This window comes from Pseudomonas sp. LF020 (assembly GCF_053456425.1).
Genome location: NZ_JBRFIX010000010.1, coordinates 1 through 21948, shown reverse-complemented (window position 1 = coordinate 21948; position 21948 = coordinate 1). Strand labels below are relative to the sequence as shown.

24 protein-coding genes are annotated in these 21948 nt (G+C 61.6%); 15 read left to right on the top strand and 9 right to left on the bottom strand.

The genetic code is table 11. From position 1 onward, the window contains the following. Nucleotide 1: 1 nt before the first annotated feature. Nucleotides 2-1249: a diaminopimelate decarboxylase gene (gene lysA, locus ACU680_RS22115; protein WP_098966238.1), complete on the bottom strand. Its 1248-nt coding sequence runs from the start codon at nt 1247-1249 to the stop codon at nt 2-4. A gap of 9 nt (nt 1250-1258) precedes the next feature. Continuing rightward, nucleotides 1259-1432 carry an LPS translocon maturation chaperone LptM gene (gene lptM / locus ACU680_RS22110; RefSeq protein ID WP_007911098.1) on the bottom strand — a complete coding sequence of 58 codons (174 nt, stop codon included), beginning with the start codon at nt 1430-1432 and terminating at the stop codon, nt 1259-1261. A 317-nt stretch (nt 1433-1749) separates the two neighbouring features. Here lptM and cyaY point away from each other — a divergent pair, with 317 nt between their 5' ends. The 3 genes from cyaY to rnk all read left to right on the top strand — a co-directional run bounded on the left by cyaY (nt 1750) and on the right by rnk (nt 2971). Beyond that, entirely contained in the window at nt 1750-2076 is a 327-nt protein-coding gene (gene cyaY / locus ACU680_RS22105) for an iron donor protein CyaY (RefSeq protein ID WP_007964535.1), read from the top strand. Nucleotides 2077-2078: 2 nt separating this feature from the next. Next, nucleotides 2079-2294, top strand: a complete 216-nt coding sequence (locus ACU680_RS22100) for a DUF1289 domain-containing protein (protein ID WP_367082010.1) — start codon at nt 2079-2081, stop codon at nt 2292-2294. Between the two features lie 257 nt (nt 2295-2551). After that, nucleotides 2552-2971: a nucleoside diphosphate kinase regulator gene (gene rnk, locus ACU680_RS22095; protein ID WP_003229397.1), complete on the top strand. Its 420-nt coding sequence runs from the start codon at nt 2552-2554 to the stop codon at nt 2969-2971. A gap of 7 nt (nt 2972-2978) precedes the next feature. Here rnk and ACU680_RS22090 read toward each other — a convergent pair whose 3' ends face one another. From ACU680_RS22090 to ACU680_RS22080, 3 genes are all read right to left on the bottom strand, one after another. Further along, nucleotides 2979-5822, bottom strand: coding sequence for a class I adenylate cyclase (locus tag ACU680_RS22090; protein ID WP_448180521.1), 2844 nt, complete (start codon nt 5820-5822; stop codon nt 2979-2981). A gap of 181 nt (nt 5823-6003) precedes the next feature. Then, nucleotides 6004-6249, bottom strand: coding sequence for a TIGR02647 family protein (locus tag ACU680_RS22085; protein ID WP_007964531.1), 246 nt, complete (start codon nt 6247-6249; stop codon nt 6004-6006). 223 nt (nt 6250-6472) lie between these two features. Then, on the bottom strand, nt 6473-6757 hold the full coding sequence (locus ACU680_RS22080; RefSeq protein WP_367082007.1) for a hypothetical protein: 285 nt from the start codon (nt 6755-6757) through the stop codon (nt 6473-6475). 123 nt (nt 6758-6880) lie between these two features. On the opposite strand from ACU680_RS22080, the gene ACU680_RS22075 reads away from it, so the two are divergent. Continuing rightward, nucleotides 6881-7540 (top strand): glutathione S-transferase family protein, encoded by a 660-nt coding sequence (locus ACU680_RS22075; protein WP_448180520.1) that lies wholly within the window; start codon nt 6881-6883, stop codon nt 7538-7540. Between the two features lie 120 nt (nt 7541-7660). Here ACU680_RS22075 and argH read toward each other — a convergent pair whose 3' ends face one another. Then, on the bottom strand, nt 7661-9055 hold the full coding sequence (gene argH / locus ACU680_RS22070; RefSeq protein ID WP_027610449.1) for an argininosuccinate lyase: 1395 nt from the start codon (nt 9053-9055) through the stop codon (nt 7661-7663). A 472-nt stretch (nt 9056-9527) separates the two neighbouring features. On the opposite strand from argH, the gene ACU680_RS22065 reads away from it, so the two are divergent. The 7 genes from ACU680_RS22065 (at nt 9528) to rsd (ending at nt 15926) form a co-directional block, all read left to right on the top strand. Further along, entirely contained in the window at nt 9528-10274 is a 747-nt protein-coding gene (locus ACU680_RS22065; RefSeq protein WP_003229385.1) for a LytR/AlgR family response regulator transcription factor, read from the top strand. 137 nt (nt 10275-10411) lie between these two features. Next, a complete protein-coding gene (hemC, locus tag ACU680_RS22060) occupies nt 10412-11353 on the top strand; it encodes a hydroxymethylbilane synthase (protein ID WP_448180519.1) in 942 nt (313 codons plus the stop codon). Then, entirely contained in the window at nt 11350-12117 is a 768-nt protein-coding gene (locus ACU680_RS22055; RefSeq protein ID WP_448180518.1) for a uroporphyrinogen-III synthase, read from the top strand. Before hemC ends, ACU680_RS22055 begins: the two co-directional genes overlap by 4 nt. 16 nt (nt 12118-12133) lie before the next feature. Then, nucleotides 12134-13276 carry a uroporphyrinogen-III C-methyltransferase gene (locus tag ACU680_RS22050; RefSeq protein WP_346649947.1) on the top strand — a complete coding sequence of 381 codons (1143 nt, stop codon included), beginning with the start codon at nt 12134-12136 and terminating at the stop codon, nt 13274-13276. Beyond that, a complete protein-coding gene (locus tag ACU680_RS22045) occupies nt 13273-14511 on the top strand; it encodes a heme biosynthesis protein HemY (RefSeq protein WP_367082001.1) in 1239 nt (412 codons plus the stop codon). The genes ACU680_RS22050 and ACU680_RS22045 overlap by 4 nt, the downstream gene beginning before the upstream one ends. A 218-nt stretch (nt 14512-14729) precedes the next feature. Beyond that, nucleotides 14730-15281 carry a disulfide bond formation protein B gene (locus tag ACU680_RS22040; RefSeq protein WP_448180517.1) on the top strand — a complete coding sequence of 184 codons (552 nt, stop codon included), beginning with the start codon at nt 14730-14732 and terminating at the stop codon, nt 15279-15281. A 186-nt stretch (nt 15282-15467) separates the two neighbouring features. Next, the gene (rsd, locus tag ACU680_RS22035) at nt 15468-15926 is read left to right on the top strand and encodes a sigma D regulator (protein ID WP_448180516.1); all 459 of its coding nucleotides are present in this window, start codon (nt 15468-15470) and stop codon (nt 15924-15926) included. A 77-nt stretch (nt 15927-16003) separates the two neighbouring features. On the opposite strand, the gene ACU680_RS22030 is transcribed toward rsd, so the two are convergent. Continuing rightward, nucleotides 16004-16669, bottom strand: a complete 666-nt coding sequence (locus ACU680_RS22030; protein ID WP_448180515.1) for an FKBP-type peptidyl-prolyl cis-trans isomerase — start codon at nt 16667-16669, stop codon at nt 16004-16006. 192 nt (nt 16670-16861) lie between these two features. Between ACU680_RS22030 and ACU680_RS22025 the strand changes: the two genes are divergently transcribed. Further along, on the top strand, nt 16862-17983 hold the full coding sequence (locus tag ACU680_RS22025) for an AlgP family protein (protein WP_448180514.1): 1122 nt from the start codon (nt 16862-16864) through the stop codon (nt 17981-17983). On the opposite strand, the gene ACU680_RS22020 is transcribed toward ACU680_RS22025, so the two are convergent. Then, a complete protein-coding gene (locus tag ACU680_RS22020; RefSeq protein WP_448180513.1) occupies nt 17980-18444 on the bottom strand; it encodes a TIGR02444 family protein in 465 nt (154 codons plus the stop codon). The two genes, ACU680_RS22025 and ACU680_RS22020, sit on opposite strands and share 4 nt — an antisense overlap. A gap of 50 nt (nt 18445-18494) precedes the next feature. Here ACU680_RS22020 and ACU680_RS22015 point away from each other — a divergent pair, with 50 nt between their 5' ends. From ACU680_RS22015 to rhtB, 3 genes are all read left to right on the top strand, one after another. Then, entirely contained in the window at nt 18495-20405 is a 1911-nt protein-coding gene (locus ACU680_RS22015) for an ATP-binding cassette domain-containing protein (RefSeq protein ID WP_448180512.1), read from the top strand. After that, the gene (locus ACU680_RS22010; RefSeq protein ID WP_367081993.1) at nt 20405-20986 is read left to right on the top strand and encodes a mechanosensitive ion channel domain-containing protein; all 582 of its coding nucleotides are present in this window, start codon (nt 20405-20407) and stop codon (nt 20984-20986) included. The genes ACU680_RS22015 and ACU680_RS22010 overlap by 1 nt, the downstream gene beginning before the upstream one ends. Nucleotides 20987-21153: 167 nt before the next feature. Then, nucleotides 21154-21786, top strand: coding sequence for a homoserine/homoserine lactone efflux protein (gene rhtB, locus ACU680_RS22005; RefSeq protein ID WP_448180511.1), 633 nt, complete (start codon nt 21154-21156; stop codon nt 21784-21786). 39 nt (nt 21787-21825) lie between these two features. On the opposite strand, the gene ACU680_RS22000 is transcribed toward rhtB, so the two are convergent. After that, nucleotides 21826-21948: integrase core domain-containing protein (locus tag ACU680_RS22000; protein WP_448180583.1), on the bottom strand; the 123-nt coding region annotated here is incomplete at its 5' end.

Here is a 21948-nt window from a genome sequence, read left to right as displayed (position 1 = left end):
GTTACTCCGGCAGCAGGCTTTCGCCGGCAAACAGCTCGGCCACGGTTTCGCGGCGGCGCACTTCAAAAACCTGATCACCGTCTACCAACACTTCAGCGGCACGGCCACGGGTGTTGTAGTTGGAACTCATCACGAAGCCGTAGGCCCCGGCCGAATGCACGGCCAGCAGGTCGCCTTCTTCCAGCGCCAGCTCACGATCCTTGGCGAGGAAATCGCCGGTTTCGCAGATCGGGCCGACGATGTCGTATTTGCGCGCAGCGGAGTCACGCGGTTTGATCGCAGTGACGTCCATCCAGGCCTGATACAGCGCCGGGCGGATCAGGTCGTTCATCGCCGCGTCGACGATGGCGAAATCCTTGTGTTCGGTGTGCTTGAGGTACTCGACCTGGGTCAGCAGCACGCCAGCGTTGGCGACGATGAAGCGGCCCGGTTCGAACACCAGCGCCAGGTCACGCCCGTTCAGACGCTCGCGTACGGCCTTGATGTAGTCGCCGGCCAGTGGCGGCTCTTCATCGCGATACCGCACGCCCAGGCCACCACCGAGATCGATGTGGCGCAGGTGGATGCCGCAATCGCCGAGGCGGTCGACCAGATCCAGCAGACGGTCGAGAGCATCGAGGAACGGCGGCAAAGTGGTCAGTTGCGAGCCGATGTGGCAGTCGACGCCGATCACTTCCAGGTTCGGCAGATGCGCGGCACGCACGTACACGTCTTCGGCGTCGGCAATGGCGATGCCGAACTTGTTCTCTTTGAGACCGGTGGAAATGTACGGGTGGGTGCCGGCGTCGACGTCCGGGTTGACGCGCAGCGAGACCGGGGCGCGAACACCCAGCTCGGCAGCCACGACTTGCAGGCGCTCGAGTTCGTCAGTGGATTCGACGTTGAAGCAGTGCACGCCGACTTCCAGCGCGCGACGCATGTCGTCACGGGTCTTGCCGACGCCGGAGAACACGATCTTGTCGGCACTGCCGCCAGCGGCCAGTACACGTTCCAGTTCGCCACGGGAAACGATATCGAAACCGGCGCCGAGACGGGCCAGGACATTCAGCACGCCGAGGTTGGAGTTGGCCTTGACGGCGTAGCAGACCAGGTGCGGCATGCCGGCCAGGGCATCGGCGTAGGCCAGATACTGGGCTTCGATGTGTGCGCGCGAATAAACATAGGTGGGCGTGCCGAAGCGGTCGGCGATGGCGGACAGCGCCACACCTTCCGCGAACAGCTCCCCGCCACGGTAGTTAAAAGCGTCCATGGCGATCCCTTATTGGTAAACGTCGTGCTTGTGAGCTTTGGACGGCTGCTTCTGCGAAGACTGGGCTTGCTCGGCCGGGTCCTGATCGTCATCCGGCAGGTACAGCGGGCCTTTTTGACCACAGGCCGAAACGAGGCAGGCAACCGCGACGAGCGCAGCAAGGGAAGAGATCAGGCGCTTCATGGCGAAATCCTTGAAAATGCGTTAATTGCGCCGGAGTATACCGGCCACCCGGCAGCTTGCCTATGCGAGGGGGTTTCCGTCCGGCGGGGCTCCCTGAATACGCCTGGAGCCTTGTGGGAGCGAGCCTGCTCGCGAAGAGGCCGGCACATCCGATATGTTTACTGCCAGACACACCGCTATTCGCGAGCAGGCTCGCTCCCACAGGGTTCGGTGTTGATGGGCGGGCAGGCCCTTGGTCGTTATCCTTTGCAATCGGCCGGCAGCGTCCGTATCTTGCGGCGCTTGAGCCTGATCAGACATTTTTTGAGGTTGCCACAATGAGTTTGTCCGAAGCGCGTTTCCACGATCTGGTCGATGCCACCCAGCAGGCGTTGGAAGAGTTGCTGGAGGATCATGCCGACGATATCGAGATCACGGCCGGCATGATGACCATCAAGTTCGATAACGGCAGCCAGTTGATCATCAGTCGCCAGGAGCCGCTGCGTCAGCTGTGGCTGGCAGCGCGTTCCGGTGGATTCCATTTCGACTACGACGAAGAGTCGGGCAAATGGAGTTGCGAGAAGTCCGAAGAGTTGCTCGGTGAAGTGCTGGCTCGTTGTGTCCAGGACCAGGCCGGCCTCGAGCTGGATTTCGAAGAGATCTGATCGTGACCGAGGTTGCCCCGCGCCCACCCAAACCGCTCTACAGCAACGTCAGCCCCGCGGTGCCGTCGCCGTGCACCGGCGTGTGCCGATTGGATGAGCAGAAGGTCTGCCTCGGTTGTGCGCGGCATGTCGAGGACATTCGCGAGTGGCGCTCGGCGGACGATCAACGCCGCCGGATCATCTGCCAGCAGGCTGCCGCACGAAAATCACATGCCTGATCCGATCTGTGGCGAGGGAGCTTGCTCCCGCTCGGCTGCGCAGCAGTCGTAGGAATTTCAGGGCCGCTACGCGCCCCAGCGGGAGCAAGCTCCCTCGCCACAAGGCGTCTCCTCCGGTCTGGAAGGTGACTTGTATATTTTTTGAGCTGTGATAGTGTCCGAACACGCCTCAACCCATCGAGGCCTGGTGAAAACCCCGTCTTTTTTGGCGGGGTTTTGCTTTTTTTGTGTGCAGAAGAAAGGAGTCTGCCCGGATCATGACCGCACCTTCCATCACTCTTACCCGTCTGGACGTGCAACGTCTGGAGCGCTTGATCGACAACCTGAATGAGAAAGACCAGGCTGCGCCGGGCGTGATCGCGCTGCAAACCGAACTGGACCGCGCCGATACACTGGTCGGCCACGATGAAGTGCCCGCCGATGTCGTGACCATGAATTCTCGCGTGCACTGCCGCGAAGAAGGCAGTGGCAAGGATTACCACCTGACGCTGGTCTATCCCAAGGACGCCAACGCCGACGAGGGCAAGATCTCGATCCTCGCACCGGTCGGCAGCGCGCTGCTGGGCCTGAAGGTCGGTCAGCACATCGACTGGCCGGCGCCCGGCGGCAAGACCCTGAAACTGACCTTGCTGGAAGTCGAATCGCAGCCGGCCAACGGCGGTGAATTCCGCGAGTGACCCCGCCTCAGACCTGTTCGAGCGCCTCGTTCAGGGCGCGCTCCAGGTCGGCCTTGTAGCGCAGATACAAATTGCTTGAACTCTGACCATCACCGAGCAGGCCCGAGAGGTCCAGGTCGGTGATGTAGCAGCGATAGCGCTCGGTCTCGCGGCGCTGCTCGACGATTTCCCGGGCGACCACGTGGAACAGCTGATCGCCATGTTCCAGCTCGCTGAATTCTCGTTGATTGCAATACAAGGTGACTTGCACCTCGCCCGGTGCCGCTTTGCCGACGATCGCTTGCACGTCGTAGAACGGTTTGTTGACCGGTGTCTGCGGCGCCGGCCGTGCTTCGACCCGGCGCGCGCGCCCAAGGCCTGAAGGCAATAACTGGTAATACAAGGTGTCGAGGCTGACCGCCGGGCTACCGTCCATCGGCAACAGCGCTTCACGTCGGTACTGGATCGATTGCAGGAAGCGCTGCAGCGGCACCAGCAGGCTCTGTTCGTCGTGATACGGCAGATGCTGCTGCCACAGCGCGTTGAACTCATCCAGCACGTACAGCTCGGCCTGTTGTTCGGTGATCCGGTAGAACACCTGAATCGATTCCGGCTGGCCCATCGGCAGGATCAGCGCGAGATCGTGATCCTCCAGTGCCATCGGGTCCAGGTGCAGCGGGCTGTAGCGCGGTTGTTCTTCGCCCAGATAATCGAGCAATGCCGGCAGCGTGGCGAGAGCGACATGGTTGACCTGTCCCGGCACCAACTCCAGCACGTGATAGTGCTGTTGCACCTGAATCAGGTAGCGGTGATTGAGCTCGCTGAGCAGCAGGTTCTGCGCCGTGTCGACGATTTCTTCGACGCGCCGGGCAATGAACTGGGCGCGGTTGTGGCAGAAGCAGCGCACTTTCAATGACGGCTGCTGCGGGCCACGCGGCAGGTTGTTGAGGTAGTCGCGCAGGCAATCGAGCAACGCGTGGGGGCCGTCAAAACGGTTGACCAGCACTTCGTTCCAGCTGTTGAGCGTGACCTGGTCGAGGGTCAGCACAAGGTTTTCGCGCACCCCGGCGTAACTCAGTGAGTCGGTGCGCTCGGTGGTCATCAGGATATTCAGGTCGCGGTGGTGCTTGAGCGGATCGACACCGACGTTGACCAGCATCAGCACTTCGCTCGGCACCGCGGCACGCAGCAGCGGTTCTTCGGCAACGGTCGGCAAGGGCAGGGCGATGCACTGCTGCAGGCTGCCGAGCAGGTTGAACAACTCGAACTCGCTCATGTCGCTGGTGCCGGGGTGCAGCGCCAGTCGGGTGCTGCTGTCGATCACACCGTTGCGATGGCACCAGGTCAGGAGTTCAAGCAACTCGCGGCTGCGCTTGATCGGCGCGAAGTGCTCCCATTCCAGGGCATTCAGGCTGCCGTTGTACAAACCCCACTGGGTTTGCCCGGGCTCTTTTTTGTTCGGCGATTGCACCAGCGTCAGGGTGTCTTCGGCCAGATCCGGGGCGATGCCAGGATTGATGAATTCGACCTTGTCGGCCTTGCGCTCGAACGCGGCGTACAGGCGACGACCGAGCACGTTCAGGTCGCGCTTGTTGATCAGGCTGACGGTCTGTTCGGTGCGGGCGAACTGGGTCAGGAAGCGATAGCTGTAATTCAGCTCATTGACCAGCGCGCGGCGTTCGGCACTGACCTGACGGACTTTCCACTGGCTGCGGCTGTCGAGCAAGGCCAGCTGGCGCTGATCCCAATGCCATTCGTGCGCCAGGCGTTCCAGCAACGAGCGCTGCCAGCTTTGGGTGCGGCTGTTGCCGGTGAGCTTGCGGTTGACCTTGAGGTACAGCGCGCGCCGCACCAGCTCCAGACGTTCCGGCTCGTTGCGGGCGCTGAGGTATTCCTCGATGCGTCGGTACACCACCATGTACGGATCGAGCTCATCCAGATCCAGCTGATTGGCGAACACGGCTTGCTTGTAGCGCAGGCTCAGGCACTGCACGTTCGGGTGTTCGCTGGCGTAGACCTCGGTCAGCAACAGCTTGAGCACCGACTTGTAGGGCGACTCGATGCCCTTGAACAACTGCCACAGGCCGGCGCCGATGAACTCGCCCGGCGGAATCGTTGCCAGATGCCCGAGATCAAGCGTCTCGTCGGCGCGAATGAAGCGCTTGGACAACAAGGTGTGGGTGTAAAGGTCGTAAGCGCGTTCTTCGTAGACTGGCACCAGCCACCAGATCGGCGTACGCCCGGCCAGCCAGATCGCGGTGCGATAAAACTCGTCCAGCAACAGATAGTGCTGAGTGCTGCCGCAGTTTTCCGAGCTGAGCTGGGTGTCGCGTTCGCCTTTGACGAAACGCACCGGGTCGATCAGGAAGAAGTGCGCCTCGGCGCCTTGGGTCGCGGCCCAGGCCTCGAGCAGCTGACATTTCTTGCTCAATTCCGCCAGTTCGCTGTCCGTCAGGTCTGGCGCATGGCAGACCCACACGTCCATGTCGCTCTGATCGGCCTGAGCCAGGGTGCCAAGGCTGCCCATCAGGAATAGTCCGTGAATCGGCCGTGGCGGGTTGCTGCCGTGGCGTGGCTTGTAGGAGAACGAGCGGGTCAGGCGCTGCGCTTCGGCCAGCGCATTGGCGTCCGGCTCGTAATTGGACAGGCCGGCTGGCGTGCTGCCCGAGACATAACCCGGCAGCAGCGGGTGATTGACGTGGAAGAACAGTGGCAGCAGGGTCAATACACCTTGCTGGCGGGTCGACAAGCCTTCAAGTGCCCGGCCGAGCCGACCTTCATTGAGCTTGAGAAAACGCGCACGCAACTGGCTGAGTACCTTGCGGTCGATGCCTTCATCCAGGTCGGGGCGGATTTCGTGGGTGCGCGTCATGTCAGCTCAAACCGGCTCGCAGGCCGGACGAATAAGGTCTCGGAATGGGAGGCAGTTTAGCCTTTGCGCAGCGGGACTTTTAAGCTGAATTTGTTTTTTGACGTCAGATTTTTAGCGGGGGTGCCAGGTGGGCCCGCGGAAATCCCGTGGCAGGAGTTCCCGTGGGCAAAGACGGGAAAAATCAGGCGGTTGCCTGCTCTCTCAGAATGGTCAGCACGGTTTGCACATTTTGCGCGGCATCGCGACCCAGGCTGGTCAGATACCCGCCATCAGGCTGGTCGGTGAGTTCTTTCTCGAAGAGGCGTTTGGCGGCGGCGATATGTTTCGGGGCAGCGGTCTGATGAATTTTCAAACCTTCCTGGGAACTGTCCAGGTTGAAGAGTGCGAGGACTTCCAGTTCGGCAACCAACTCAGGGGTAAGCGACATAAGGACTCCAGACTTTCTAGGAATTGGACGACAGCGCCCCTAAGGTGAACCCGCTTTTGCGGCATGTCCAGTGCCGGAAACAGGCTTTTGCCTTGGAATGCTGTCTGTGGCGAGGGAGCTTGCTCCCGTTGGGGCGCGTAGCGGCCCCAAAATCTTGACGACTGCTACGCAGCCGAGCGGGAGCAAGCTCCCTCGCCACAGAGTCTAGTCTGGAAAATTTGCGTTACTGCTTTTCCGGTGGCAACTCAGGCAACGCACGCAGCGCGGTTTCATACCACTGGGTATCGAACGCCCGGTCTTCATCGAGCATCGCGTCAATCTCGTAGGCCAGCACGTGCGCCATCAGATTGAGGATCTCTTCACGCTCGACGCCCACCAGCGTCAGCTTGTTGAAGGTCGCCTTGGCCGCTGGCGGGTTGTCGCTTTCGATCTGGTTCTCGATGGCTTCGATCAACGTCGCCTCGGTGAACTCTTCTTCGTCGTTGTCGATGTCTGTCGGCTCGCTCATGGCAGGCTCCTCAAGGAAAGGCGCCAGTTTACCCGCATTCAGCGGCGTGATGCTGCTGGCAGGATCGTGGCGGGCGATCTATAAACAGTGACTGCCCACCCCGCACGGCCTGGAGGCTATGTGATGTTCAAACTCTACGGATTCGCTGTCAGCAACTACTACAACATGGTCAAACTCGCGCTGCTGGAGAAGGGCCTGGCGTTCGAAGAGGTCACCTTCTACCCGACGCCGACCCCGGAATCGCTGGCGATCAGCCCGCGCGGCAAAGTGCCGGTGCTGGGCGTCGAAGCGGGGTTCATCAACGAAACCGCGATCATCCTCGAATACCTCGAACAGACCCAGAAAGGCACACCGCTGCTGCCGAGCGATCCATTCGAGCGTGCGCAGGTATTGGCGATTGCCAAGGAAATCGAGTTGTACATCGAGCTGCCGGGGCGCGCCTGTTATGGCGAAGCGTTCTTTGGCTCGCCTGTACCGGAGGCGATCAAGGAGAAAACCAAAGCCGAGCTGCTGCTGGGTTTCGCGGCGCTGGGTCGACACGGCAAATTCGCCCCGTACGTGGCGGGCGACAGCCTGAGCATTGCGGATTTGTACTTCCTGTACAGCGTGCCGCTGGCCTGTGCGGTCGGGCAGAAGTTGTTCGGAATCGATTGGCTGGCAGAGATGCCGAAAGCCAAGGCGCTGCTGGAGCGGCTTGAGCAGAATCCGCATGTGCAGAAGATTGCAGCGGACAAAGAGGCGGCGATGCCGGCGTTTTTGGCGATGATCGCTGCCAAGAAGTGAGTATTGTGGCGTTTGTAAATAGGTAATCGCTGGCAAGCCAGCTCCCACAGGTCTTTGGGTCGAACGCAAAATTGTGTTCCAACAAAGAACCCTGTGGGAGCTGGCTTGCCAGCGATGCTTTTAGCGGCTGGCGATCAGGGCCTGACCGCGAACCACGGCGGCCTTGACCTGCGCCGGTGCAGTCCCGCCGATGTGGTCACGGGCGTTCACCGAACCTTCCAGGGTCAGCACGGCGAACACGTCCTGCTCGATCTGGTCGCTGAACTGGCGCAGTTCTTCCAGGCTCATCTCGGCCAGATCCTTGCCAGTGTCCACGCCGTACTTCACCGCGTGACCGACGATTTCGTGGCAGTCACGGAACGGCAGGCCACGGCGCACCAGGTAGTCCGCCAGGTCGGTCGCGGTGGAGAAACCGCGCAGCGCCGCTTCACGCATGATCGCGTGCTTTGGCTTGATCGCCGGGATCATGTCGGCAAAGGCGCGCAGCGAATCGCGCAGGGTGTCGGCGGCGTCGAACAGCGGCTCTTTGTCTTCCTGGTTGTCCTTGTTGTAGGCCAGTGGCTGGCCCTTCATCAGGGTCAGCAGGCCCATCAGTGCGCCGAATACGCGGCCGGTCTTGCCGCGTACCAGCTCCGGCACATCCGGGTTTTTCTTTTGCGGCATGATCGAGCTGCCGGTGCAGAAGCGGTCCGGCAGATCGATGAACTGGAACTGCGCGCTGGTCCACAGCACCAGCTCTTCGGAGAAGCGCGACAGGTGCATCATCGCGATGCTCGCGGCCGAGCAGAATTCGATGGCGAAGTCGCGATCGGAAACATTGTCCAGCGAGTTGCCGCCGACGGCGTCGAAGCCCAGCAGTTGTGCGGTGTATTCGCGGTCGATCGGGTAGGTGGTGCCGGCCAGCGCGGCGCTGCCCAGTGGCATGCGGTTGGTGCGCTTGCGGCAGTCGACCAGACGCTCGTAGTCGCGGCTGAGCATTTCGAACCACGCCAGCATGTGGTGGCCGAAGGTCACTGGCTGAGCAGTTTGCAGGTGAGTGAAGCCGGGCATGATGCTCGCGGCTTCGCGCTCGGCCTGCTCCAGCAGGCCTTTTTGCAGGCGGGTGATCTCGGCCAGGATCAGGTCGATTTCATCACGCAGCCACAGCCGGATGTCGGTGGCGACCTGGTCGTTGCGGCTGCGCCCGGTGTGCAGTTTCTTGCCGGTGATGCCGATGCGATCGGTCAGGCGCGCTTCGATGTTCATGTGCACGTCTTCGAGGTCGACGCGCCAGTCGAACTGGCCGGCCTCGATTTCGCCCTGAATGGTTTTCAGGCCGTCGATGATGCTGTCGCGCTCGGCATCGGTCAGCACGCCGACCTTGGCCAGCATGGTGGCGTGGGCAATCGAGCCCATGATGTCGTGGCGATACAGGCGCTGGTCGAAAGTGACGGAGGCGGTGAAGCGGGCGACGAAGGCGTCGACGGGTTCACTGAAGCGGCCGCCCCAGGACTGATTGGTCTTGTCAGTGCTCATGAATTCGCTCGTATCGGCTTGAAGAAAGAAGGCGTGAAACGCTGGCGCGGATAATAACAGGGTTGCCAATCCTGTCGCTGACACCGGTCGATACGTTTTTTTCTCATCTGCTCATTCATAGTCGGCGCCGTCTGCGGGGGATTTGCGCAAGGATATTTTTCGATTGAGCAATATCGGCCCGGCAAGCGTCTACAGTTGGACATAAGGGTCGGCGCGACTGCGGAACGCGCAAAGGTCTTGACGCCGACTATAAGAAGAGGGGGTGGGTGGTTTTGTCCTTTGGCATACCCCGTGAAAAACGCAGGAAACAGCGGGCTTTGAGCGGTACGACCCGGACACTGGCAAATATTGCTGGCCGACGTACGGCACTTTTTGGCGCTCGGGCTAGTCTTAGCGTGGATCGCGGTGACGGACGTCACTTCACCTGTCTACGCTATCCTTGTGCGAGACTCACGCAGGAATCCAGCGCAATATGAATGTCCTGATCGTTGATGACGAACCACTGGCTCGCGAGCGCCTAAGCCGAATGGTAAGCGAGCTCGAGGGTTATACAGTCCTGGAGCCCAGCGCCACGAATGGCGAAGAGGCGCTGGCGCTGATCGACAGCCACAAGCCGGATATCGTGCTGCTCGATATCCGCATGCCGGGCCTCGATGGCCTGCAGGTCGCTGCCCGTCTGTGCGAGCGCGAAACGCCACCGGCCGTGGTGTTTTGCACCGGCCCCGATGAATTTGCCGTGGAAGCCCTGCAGGCCAGCGCCGTGGGCTATGTGGTGAAACCCGTGCGAACCGAACATCTGCATGACGCCCTGAAACGGGCTGAACGTCCCAACCGGGCGCAACTCTCGGCCCTGACCCGTCCCGCCGCCGAAAGCGGTAACGGCCCGCGCAGTCACATCAGCGCCCGTACCCGCAAAGGCATCGAGCTGATCCCGCTGGATCAGGTGGTCTATTTCATAGCCGATCACAAATACGTGACCCTGCGCCATGAAAGCGGCGAAGTGCTGCTGGACGAACCGCTGAAAGCCCTCGAAGATGAATTCGGCGAGCGTTTTGTGCGCATCCACCGCAACGCGCTGGTCGCCCGCGACCGCATCGAGCGTCTGCAACGCACACCGCTGGGGCATTTCCAGCTATTCCTCAAAGGCCTCAATGGTGATGCGCTGATCGTCAGCCGTCGGCATGTGGCCGGTGTGCGCAAGATGATGCAGGGCCTCTGACCCGGTCTTCGCGCACGGTTTCACGTTCTTCTGCCGGGCATTGCAGGCCAGGGAGGCCACGCCGTTTCTGATTCAAGTCAAAGTGGATTTGGCTGAGCTGTTATTATCCGCCGTATCTATTCAGTACGGATTGATCCATGTCCTCTCGCGAAATCCGCATCGCCACCCGTAAAAGTGCGCTGGCCCTCTGGCAGGCCGAATACGTCAAAGCCCGTCTGGAAGCGGCCCATCCGGGTCTGCTGGTGACGCTGGTGCCCATGGTCAGTCGCGGCGACAAGCTGCTCGACTCGCCGCTGTCGAAAATCGGCGGCAAGGGCCTGTTCGTCAAGGAACTGGAAACCGCGCTGTTGGAAAACGAAGCCGACATCGCCGTGCACTCGATGAAAGACGTGCCGATGGACTTCCCCGAAGGCCTTGGTCTGTTCTGCATTTGCGAACGCGAAGACCCGCGTGATGCCTTCGTTTCCAATACCTATCAAAGCCTGGATGCGCTGCCTGCCGGCGCCATCGTTGGCACTTCCAGCCTGCGGCGTCAGGCGCAACTGCTGACCCGTCGTCCTGATCTGGAAATCCGCTTCCTGCGCGGCAACGTCAATACTCGCCTGGCCAAACTCGATGCCGGCGAGTACGACGCGATCATCCTCGCGGCAGCCGGCCTGATCCGTCTCGGTTTCGAAGAGCGCATCACCTCAGCCATCAGTGTTGACGACAGTCTGCCGGCCGGTGGCCAGGGCGCTGTCGGCATCGAATGCCGCAGTGCCGACACGCAGATTCACGCCTTGCTCGCACCGTTGCATCACGCCGACACCGCTTCGCGCGTGACCGCTGAACGTGCCCTCAACAAACACCTGAATGGCGGCTGCCAGGTGCCGATCGCCTGCTACGCCGTGCTCGAAGGTGAGCAACTGTGGCTGCGTGGTCTGGTCGGCGAGCCGAGCGGTGGCAAGCTGCTCAGCGCCGAAGCGCGTGCGCCGCGGGCCAATGCCGAAGCGTTGGGCGTGCAGGTCGCTGAAGATCTGCTCGGTCAGGGTGCCGACGACATTCTCAAAGCAGTGTATGGCGAGGCAGGTCACGAGTGACTGGCTGGCGCCTGCTGCTGACGCGTCCTGCGGATGACTGCGCGGCGCTGGCCGAGGTGTTGGCCGGACAGGGGATTTCCAGCAGTTGCCTGCCGCTTCTGGACATAGCGCCGCTGCCGGTCTCTGACAAGATACGTCAGGCGCTGGCGCGGCTTTCGGGTTGCAGCGCGGTCATCGTGGTCAGCAAACCGGCGGCGCGGATTGCGCTTGATCTGCTGGACGCTCATGGGCTTCAGTCGCTGTCGATGCCGTGGTTCAGCGTCGGTGCGGCGACCGCGCAGATTCTTCGCGATCACGGTCTCGACGTACACTTTCCCGCCGACGGCGATGACAGTGAAGCCCTGCTGCAATTGCCGCGTCTGCGCGAGGCGGTCACCGAGTCCGGCGCGCAGGTGTTGATCCTGCGTGGCGAGGGTGGTCGCGAGCTGCTCGCCGAGCGCCTGCGCGCGCTTGGTGCTAGTGTCGAGTATCTGGAGTTGTATCGGCGTGACCTGCCGGCCTACCCGCCGCAAGAGCTGCCGCGGCGCATTGCAGCGGAACGCTTGAACGGGCTGGTGGTCAGCAGTGGACAGGGTTTCGAGCACCTGCGCCAGATGGCCGGCGATGCCTGGCCTGCGATTGCGCAGCTGCCGTTGTTTGTGCCAAGCCCAAGGGTCGCCGAGCTGGCACATGCCGCCGGGGCCCGAACAGTTGTGGATTGCCGCGGCGCGAGTGCCGCGGCTTTGCTGACGGCGTTACGGGAGCATCCCGTGCCCGTTCTCTAATGCAAAGGATGGATACGTGAGCGAAACAGCCTTGCCTAAAGATGATGTCCAGCCTGTGATCGATGCCCAGGTTGAAACTCCACCGCCGGCCAAAGAGCCGCGCCGAGGCAACGGACTGGCCATCGTCGCCCTGTTGCTCGGCGCTGCCGGCGTGGCGATCGGTGGCTGGGGTGTCTGGCAGGTGCGTCACCTGCAGAGCAACACTGCACAACAGTCAGGCCAGGTGCAGGCACTGAACGATCAGGCACAGAGCCTCAAGCTCAACGAACAGCGCCTGACCGAGCGCCTCGCGCAACTGCCTGGTGCCGATGAACTCGCCGAGCGTCAGCGTCTGGTGACGCAACTGCAGGGGGATCAGCAGCGCCTCAACCAGCGTCTGGAAACCGTTCTCGGCGCCAGTCGCAAGGACTGGCGTCTGGCCGAGGCCGAGCATCTGCTGCGTCTGGCGAGTCTGCGTCTTTCGGCCTTGCAGGACATCAGCAGCGCCCAAGCGCTGGTGCAGGGCGCCGACGAGATTCTGCGTGAACAAAACGACCCGGGTTCGTTCGCCGCCCGCGAGCAAGTGGCGAAAACCCTTGTCGCCCTGCGCAGCACCGAGCAGCCGGATCGCACCGGTCTGTTCCTGCGCATCGGTGCCTTGCGTGATCAGGTCATCGAACTGACCGAGCTGGCGCCGGAGTACAAGGATCGCGGCGAATCACTGCTGGGCCTGACCGCTGACGGCGATGGCGCCAGTCGCTGGGCGCAGTGGTGGGATCAGGTGTCGCGCTACATCCGCATCGATTTCAATGCCGACAAGAATGTGAAGCCACTGCTGGCCGGGCAAAGTCTGAGCCAGGTGCGTCTGGCCCTCAGCCTCGCGCTGGAGCAGGCGCAATGGGCTGCGCTCAATGGCCAGGCGCCGGTCTACACCCAGGCACTGACCGAGGCGCGGGACGTGCTCAAGGGCAATTTCAATCCGGATAATCCGCAGAGCAAAATCATGCTCGAACAGGTTGCCGAGCTGAGCCAGCAACCGGTCACCGTCAAGACCCCGGACCTGACCGGCACGCTGAGCGCGGTGCAGGCTTATCTGGAACGCCGCAACGTCAACGCTGAAGAATCGGTCAAACCGTTCGCCAAACCTGCCGCCAACACTGCGCAGGAGACCACGCCATGAAGCGCCTGTATGTGATCGTGTTTCTGGTGATCGCGGCGACAGCGGCGCTGGGCCTGGCGATTGCCGAGCATTCCGGTTACGTGCTGGTTGCCTACAAGAGCTTTCGCTATGAATCGAGTCTATGGGCGGCGCTGGCACTGATCGCAGTGTTGTGGCTGCTGATCTGGGGCATCAAGGCCTTGGTCGAGCTGGTCATGGCCTCCAGTGGCGTGGTCAATCCGTGGTCGCGCCGTAACCGTAGCCGGCGGGTGCAGGTGGCCATCGAACACGGGCAGCTGGATCTGGCCGAGGGTCGCTGGGCCAGCGCGCAACGTCACCTGTCTCGCGCCGCCGAGGCCGAGCGCCAGCCGCTGTTGTATTACCTCGGCGCGGCACGCGCGGCCAACGAACAAGGCAAGTACGAAGAGTGCGATCAGTTGCTTGAACGTGCGCTGGAGCGCCAGCCGCAGGCCGAGTTGGCGATTGCCTTGAGTCATGCGCAGTTGCAGACCGATCGTGGTGACACCGACGGCGCCCTGGTGACCCTGCAAGCGATGCACGAGCGGCATCCGCATAACGTGCAGACTTTGCGACAGTTGCAGCGTCTGCATCAGCAACGCGGCGACTGGTCGGCGGTGATTCGCCTGTTGCCGGAATTGCGCAAGGACAAGGCTTTGCCGCCAGCCGAACTGGCTGAACTCGAACGACGCGCCTGGGGTAACAACCTGTCGCTGGCGGCACACCGCGACGAAGACGGCAAGGTCGGTCTGCAGTCACTCACCCGTGCCTGGGAGCAGTTGACTTCCGCGCAGCGTCAGGAGCCGGCGCTGGTGCTGGCATACGCTGAACAACTGCGTCAGCTGGGTGCCCAGGTGGAAGCCGAGGAAGTCCTGCGCAGCGCCCTCAAGCGCAAGTACGACAGCCATCTCGCGCGTCAGTATGGGCTGGTGCGCGGCAGCGATCCGGCGCGTCAGTTGCAGGCCGCTGAAGGCTGGCTCAAGGAGCATCCGGCGGATCCGAGCCTGTTGCTGACCCTCGGTCGGCTGTGTCTGCAAACCAGCTTGTGGGGCAAGGCACGGGATTATCTGGAAAGCAGTCTGCGCGTGCAGCGCAACCCGGAAGCCTGCGCCGAGCTGGCGCGTCTGCTTGCGCAACTGGGTGACACCGAGCGCAGTAATCAGCTGTTCCAGGAAGGTCTCGGATTGCTGGATGAGCGTCTGCTGGCCGCGCCGTTGCCGGTGCCGGTTCACGCCTGATATCGCGAGGGAGCATGCTCCCTCGTCAACGTGCAGTGAGCGAAAAATTACCTGTGGCGGGCGTCTTGGGCAAAGTCCTACAACGGGATACACCTTTTCTTCTCGCGCCTGTCGGGTTTTCCCTACACTTCTGGTGAACTGTCGCCATGCACCTGCCTTGAAAGGCTGACAAGCTTTCCTCTACCGTAACTGCCTGTCTCCACTGTTACGGAAAAGCCATGTCGTTGGCCTGTTCACGCTCCTTGTTTTTCACGGCTTTCACTGCAGGGGCCATGGCCCTGGGAGCTTCCTATTATCTCGAATACGCGGTGGGGCTGACGCCCTGCAGCCTGTGCCTGGCCCAACGCTTCTTCATGGCGTTGCTGGCAGCCTGTTGCGGGCTGGCGGCGATCCATGGCCCACGGCGTGTCGGCCTGTCGCTCTATTGGGCTGCCGCGCTTGGCCTGAGCCTGGCTGGTACCACGGCGGCCTGGCGGCAGGTGCTGCTGCAGAGTGATCCGCTGGTGCAAATGACCCGCTGCGCGCCCGATTCCGAAGCGCTGTTCAGCAACCTGCCATGGTTGTGTGCAACGATGCGGATGTTCAAGGGTGGTGTCGATTGCGCGGAAATTTCCTGGACGCTGTTCGATTTGAGCATCCCGGAATGGAGTCTGCTGTTCTTTGTGGCGATGTCGATCCTGGCGGTGTACCAATTGCTGCGTCTGGTCTGGAGCGCCCTGCAACGACCGCTCAGCGGCGAAGCGTCGCACCGGGTGCTGGTCGGGGATTAAACACTTGTATGAACTTTATCTCCTGCGTACCTTGAAGCCATAGGCGTGCGGGCATAATCTGGCCCGCACGTGTCATTGGATTTATGTTGCTCGATGACGCTCTGCCCGGTCGGCCTCCAAGCGATAAAAGCCAGAAGAGGGGCGCGGGTGTAGAGCAGCATGACCCACAAGGGAAGAGAGATCGCCATGCTCGAAAGTTGTCAGAATGCTCAGGAACGCTGGGGTGGAGTTCATCTGCTGATCGACCGCTGGTTGCAGGAGCGTGAAGAACTGATCGGTGCCTACGACAAGTTGGGCGACAAACCACAGGCTCTGTCCGAGAACCGTAAACCCTTGCTGGAATTCTGCGGCGTGCTGGTCGATTACGTTTCGGCCGGGCACTTCGAGATCTACGAACAGCTGACCGGTGAAGCCAAGGCCTTCAACGACAAGCGCGGTCTGGAACTCGCCGAAACCCTCTACCCGCGTATCGACGTCATCACCGAAAAACTCCTCGCGTTCAACGACCTTTGCGACGAAGGCAAATGCGTCGCCGAGAAGTTCAAGGAGCTGGGTGGCCTGCTGCACGAACGCTTCGAACTGGAAGACTGCCTGATCGAAGTGCTGCACACGGCACACAAGGAAGAAGATACCGCTCAGGCCTGATTGGTTTTCTCAGGCAAAAAAAAACGCGATGCGCCGAAAGCGCACCGCGTTTTTTTATGCCGGCGAATCGGCGTCGGTCAGCTCGTTGCACCGCGCAATTCGACTTCAAACACCAGCGGTGTGAACGGCGCGATCAGATCGCCCGCACCGTCGGCGCCATAGGCCTGATCCGATGGAATCACCAGTCGCCATTTCGCGCCCACCGGCATGTTTTGCAAAGCGGTGCGCCACCCGGCAATCACGCTGTCGAGGCTGAACCATTGTGGCTGAGTGTTCTGATCGAACACGGTGCCATCCGGCAGGCGACCGACATACAGCACCTGCACTTTTCCATCAGGGCCTGCCTTGGTGCCGGTGCCTGGTGTCAGCTCGGTGAGCAGGATGCCGTCAGCCAGTTGCTTCACACCCGGTTTGGCTTTTTCAGCCGTCAGAAAACGCTGCTCGTTTTCCATCGCGGCGTCGCTCGAAGGCATCGCGGCGTGTTCGGCATTTTGCGATTCATGGTCGGCCAAAATCTGTTCGATGCGCGCTTCACTCAGCGCCAGCGGCTTGCCTTGATAGGCCTGCTGCAAACCATCGACCAGTGCCTGAATCTGCAGTTGCGGCACCTCTTGGCGCAGCCGCTCACCGAGGCTGGCGCCGAGGCTGTAGGCCAGATCGTGAGCGTCGTTCGCGGTGGTTTTTTCGTCGGCGTGTGCCGCTGAAAAAATCATGCAGAGGGATAAAAAAAGGTAGCGCGACATGAGCTCTCTCCGTCCTGAATTGCGGTGGATTATGCCAGCGCGAACGTCTGCAACGGTGAACTGCTTTTGACTTTGTGCAGAACATTTTCGCTTCGTTGCAACGCAACGGTTTCGTTACTGTCAAGATGACCTAGCGGCGGTAACTGCAGAGGTCTAGTATGAGCCGCACTCACGTCAGCCAGGAGGTAAACCATGTCGGCCACCAAGAAGCCTGTAAACACTCCGTTGCACTTACTCCAACAACTCTCGGGCAGCCTGCTCGAGCATTTGGAAAACGCTTGCTCCCAAGCCTTGGCTGATGCTGAAAAACTGCTCGCCAAACTGGAAAAGCAACGCGGCAAGGCGCAAGAAAAACTGCACAAGTCCCGCACCAAATTGCAGGACGCCGCTGCTGCCGGTAAAGCCAAGGCACAGAACAAGGCCAAGGCTGCCGTCAAGGAACTTGAAGACCTGCTCGATGCGTTGAAGGATCGTCAGTCCGACACTCGCGGCTACATTCTGCAACTCAAGCGCGATGCCCAGGAAAGCCTGAAACTGGCCCAGGGTGTCGGCCGGGTGCAAGAGGCCGCCGGCAAGGCGTTGTCTTCCCGCGCTGCCAAACCTGCTGCAGCGTCTGCGAAAAAAGCGCCAGCCAAACCGGCTGCGGCGAAAGCCCCGGCGAAAACTGCTGCAGCCAAACCAGCGGCAAAACCAGCGGCCAAGGCCCCGGCTAAAACTGCCGCCAAACCTGCTGCAAAAACCGCAGTGAAAAAACCGGCTGCGGCGAGCGCTGCAAAACCGGCCGCACGTACTGCTGCTGCCAAGCCTGCAGCGGCAAAACCGGCTGCCAAGCCAGCGGCAAAACCAGCTGCGCGCAAAGCCGCTCCGGCCAAAACCGCTGCTGCCAAACCTGCGGCGAAAACCGCCGCTGCAAAACCGGCAGCCAAGACTGCGGCCAAACCGGTCGCGGCAAAACCTGCTGCCAAGGTTGCTGCCAAACCGGCGGCCAAGCCTGCCGCTAAAACCGCTGCCAAACCAGCGAGCAAACCTGCAGCAGCAAAACCTGCAACTGCTGCGGCCAAGCCTGCTGCCAAACCAGTAGCCGCAAAGCCAGCAGTTAAACCAGCCGCCAAGCCGGTTGCCAAACCTGCCGCGAAAAAACCGGCTGTTGCCAAACCCGCTGCCGCCAAGCCGACGACTTCACCTGCCGCCAAGCCAGCCGCTCCGGCGCCGGCGGCCGCGCCTGCTCCGGCCGCTTCCACCTCGACCACCACGACTGCGCCAACGCCAGCCGCTGCGTCGAGCGCCAGCAGCAACCCGACCAGCGCTTCCTAAGTGCCGGTTGCCGCGACGCGCAGCACTTGCAGCGCGTCGCGGTTCGGGCTGGCGGTCGATCCCGCCAGACTCTCCAGCCATTGCCTCGACGCTGAGACGTCATCGCGCGGCCAGGCCTGCGCAATCTGTTCCAGTTGCCACAGCAGATGCCGTTCGGCTTCCAGCTCCAGCGCTTTCATTTGTTCTCGCAGACCCTTGAGTATCGGATCGTCTTCGGCCAGGGTTTTCCATTGAGTGCGCAATGCACGCAGTGGCTGCACCACCTCCGCATCCCAAGGCCCCACCAGCGTTTTCAACTGCTCCAGGCGTTGTTCGTCGCAGGCCACGCCACGTTGTTCCAACCACAGACCGCACAGCAGCAGGCAGACATTGGCCCCTGCCGTTTGCAGTTGCAGGCAGGCAGGTTCCACGCCCGGTCGGGCGTAGGTGGCAAGGGAAAAGCTCCACAGGTCAGAGGACATCGTGCTACTCGCGCCAGTTGTGAGCGAAGCTGGTAGACTCCGCCGCCATTATGATCCGACTTCAGAACCTGACTTTACAGCGTGGCCCGCAACGTCTGCTAGAAGACGCCGAGCTGACCCTGCACGCCGGCCACAAAGCCGGCCTCATCGGTGCCAACGGCGCCGGAAAATCCAGCCTGTTCGCCTTGCTGCGTGGCGAGTTGCACCCGGACTCGGGCGATTGCCTGCTGCCGGCTGACTGGCGGATCGCGCACATGCGCCAGGAGGTCGACACGCTCGAGCGCCTGGCGGTCGACTATGTGCTCGATGGCGACCTGCGTCTACGTGAGGTACAACGTAACCTCGCCGTGGCCGAAGCGGCCCACGATGGCACGGCTCTGGCCCGCCTGCACGCCGAGCTCGACAGCGCCGACGGCTATACCGCCGATGCGCGGGCACGCAAGTTGCTGGCAGGTCTCGGTTTCACCAACGAGCAGATGGACCGTCAGGTAGGCGATTTCTCCGGTGGCTGGCGGATGCGTCTGAACCTGGCGCAGGCCTTGATGTGTCCGTCGGACCTGTTGCTGCTCGACGAACCGACCAACCACCTGGATCTCGACGCGATCATCTGGCTCGAAGAGTGGCTGAAAAGTTATCCGGGCACCTTGCTGCTGATTTCCCACGACCGCGACTTCCTCGATGAAGTGGTCGATCACGTGGCGCATGTCGATCAGCGCAAACTGACCCTGTACCGTGGCGGCTACACCGCGTTCGAACGTGCCCGTGCCGAACGTCTGGCCCAGCAGCAACAGGCCTACGAGAAGCAGCAGGCGCAACGTGCGCACATGGAAAGCTACATCGCCCGCTTCAAGGCCCAGGCCACCAAGGCCCGTCAGGCGCAGAGCCGGATCAAGGCCCTGGAGCGCATGGAAGAGCTGTCGGCGGCCCACGTCGATTCGCCGTTCGATTTCGTGTTCCGCGAATCGACCAAGATCTCCAGTCCGCTGATCGACCTGTCCGATGCACGTCTGGGTTACGGCGAAAAAACCATCCTGGAGAAGGTCAAGCTGCAACTGACCCCGGGTGCGCGGATCGGTCTGCTCGGGCCGAACGGTGCCGGTAAATCGACCCTGATCAAGAACCTCGCCGGTGAGCTCGAGCCGCTGGCCGGGCGTCTGACCCGTGGCGAGAACACGGTGGTTGGCTACTTCGCCCAGCATCAGCTTGACTCGCTGGATGCCAAGGCCAGCCCGCTGCTGCACCTGCAGCGTCTGGCACCGACCGAACGTGAACAAACGCTGCGTGACTTCCTCGGTGGTTTCGACTTCCGTGGCGCGCGTATCGACGAACCGGTGCTGAATTTCTCCGGTGGCGAGAAAGCGCGTCTGGCGCTGGCGTTGATCGCCTGGGAACGGCCGAACCTGTTGCTGCTCGACGAACCGACCAACCACCTCGACCTGGAAATGCGCCTGGCGCTGACCATGGCGCTGCAGGAATTCAGCGGCGCGGTACTGGTGGTGTCTCACGATCGGCACTTGCTCAAGAGCACCACCGACAACTTCTACCTGGTCGCTGACGGCAAGGTCGAAGAGTTCGATGGCGACCTCGAAGACTACGCGCGCTGGCTGGTGGAATACCGTCAGCGCAACGCCCCGGTCAGCAACACCCCGGTCAACCCGGACAAGACCGACAAGAAGGCCCAGCGGCAGGCCGCTGCTGCGCTGCGTCAGCAACTGGCACCGCACAAGCGTGAAGCCGACAAGCTCGAAGCCGAACTGGGCAAGCTCCACGAAAAACTCGCCAAGGTCGACGCCAGCCTCGCTGACAGCGACATCTACGAGCCGGCGCGCAAGAACGAGTTGCGCGATCTGCTGGCCGAGCAAGCCAAATTGAAGGTGCGCGAAGCCGAGCTGGAAGAGGCGTGGATGGAGGCACTCGAAACGCTGGAAAGCATGCAGGCGGAGCTGGAGACGTTGTCCTGATGGATGCGTTTCAGTGGCCGCTGCCGGCGGTGTGGGTCGAGCCGATCTGGCTCGGTGTGCAGATTCTGCTGATCCTGCTGGCCGGTTATTTCGCTCAGCGTGTCGTCGCTCGATTCCTCACCCGCCTGGGTGAGCGCTATCCGTTTCCGCCGCAGCTGTTGATGCCGCTGCGTGGCGTATTGCGCTGGCTGATCATGGGCAGCGCGGTGATCTTTGTGCTGGAGCGGCTAGGCGTGTCGGCCACGGTGTTGTGGACGGCGCTGTCGGGGTTCGTCGCGGTGGCGGCGGTGGCGTTCTTCGCCATGTGGAGTGTGCTGTCGAACCTGCTTTGCGCGATTCTGATCTTCACCGTCGGCCCGTTCCGTCTCGGCGATGTGGTGGAGCTGGTGGATACCACCGACAAGCCCGGCGTCAAAGGCCGGGTGGTGGCGATCAATCTGCTTTACACCACGTTGATCGAAGCCGAGGAGCTGGGGACTGGCAGCGCCATGGTGCAGGTGCCGAACAGTTTGTTTTTCCAGCGTTCGGTGCGGCGTTGGCGCGGGAGCGATGTGTTTCCTTCCAGCGGGTTCGAGAAGTAGATTTTCCAAGCAAGATCAAAAGATCGCAGCCTGCGGCAGCTCCTACATTGAAATGCGATCCCTGTGGGAGCTGCCGCAGGCTCGGGCCGCGATCGGACGATCTTTTGCTTTTAGGCCCAAACCGCATTAGCTTTGACGTCTGTCACGATTCAGAGTCGAGGTGTGCGATGGAGCTTCAAACATGGCTGGCATTCTTTGCCGCCTGCTGGGTGATCAGTCTGTCCCCGGGTGCTGGCGCCATCGCGTCGATGTCCAGCGGTCTGCAATACGGTTTCTGGCGCGGTTACTGGAACGCCCTCGGCCTGCAGATCGGCCTGGCGGTGCAGATCGCGATTGTCGGCGCCGGGGTCGGCGCGATCCTCACCGCATCGGCCACCGCATTCCACGCGATCAAATGGTTCGGTGTGGCCTATCTGGTCTATCTGGCGATCAAGCAATGGCGCGCACTGCCGATGGACATGAGCGATGACGCCGCCGTACGCCCTATCGGCCGGCCTATGGCGCTGGTGTTCCGTGGTTTTCTGGTGAACATCAGCAACCCCAAGGCCTTGGTGTTCATGCTCGCGGTGCTGCCGCAGTTCATTAATCCGCATGCGCCGCTGCTGATCCAGTACGTGGTGATCGGCGTGACCATGATCGCGGTCGACCTGATCGTCATGGCCGGCTACACCGGACTGGCGTCCAAGGTGCTGCGCCTGTTGCGTACGCCGAAGCAGCAGAAACGCATGAACCGCACCTTTGCCGGGCTGTTCATCGGTGCGGCGGCGTTCATGGCGACGTTGCGTAAAGCGGTGGTGTAAAAGCTTCGTGTCTAGTCCTGAAATAGGTTTACACGTGTTTCACCCTAACGCCCGATGCACCGCATCGGGCGTTTTGTATTTCAAGGATAGGTGCGGGCGTTCCTGGTTGTAGATCAAGATTGCCTCCCGCACCATCCGCTCCGCTTGTGCCAGGTCTGTCGG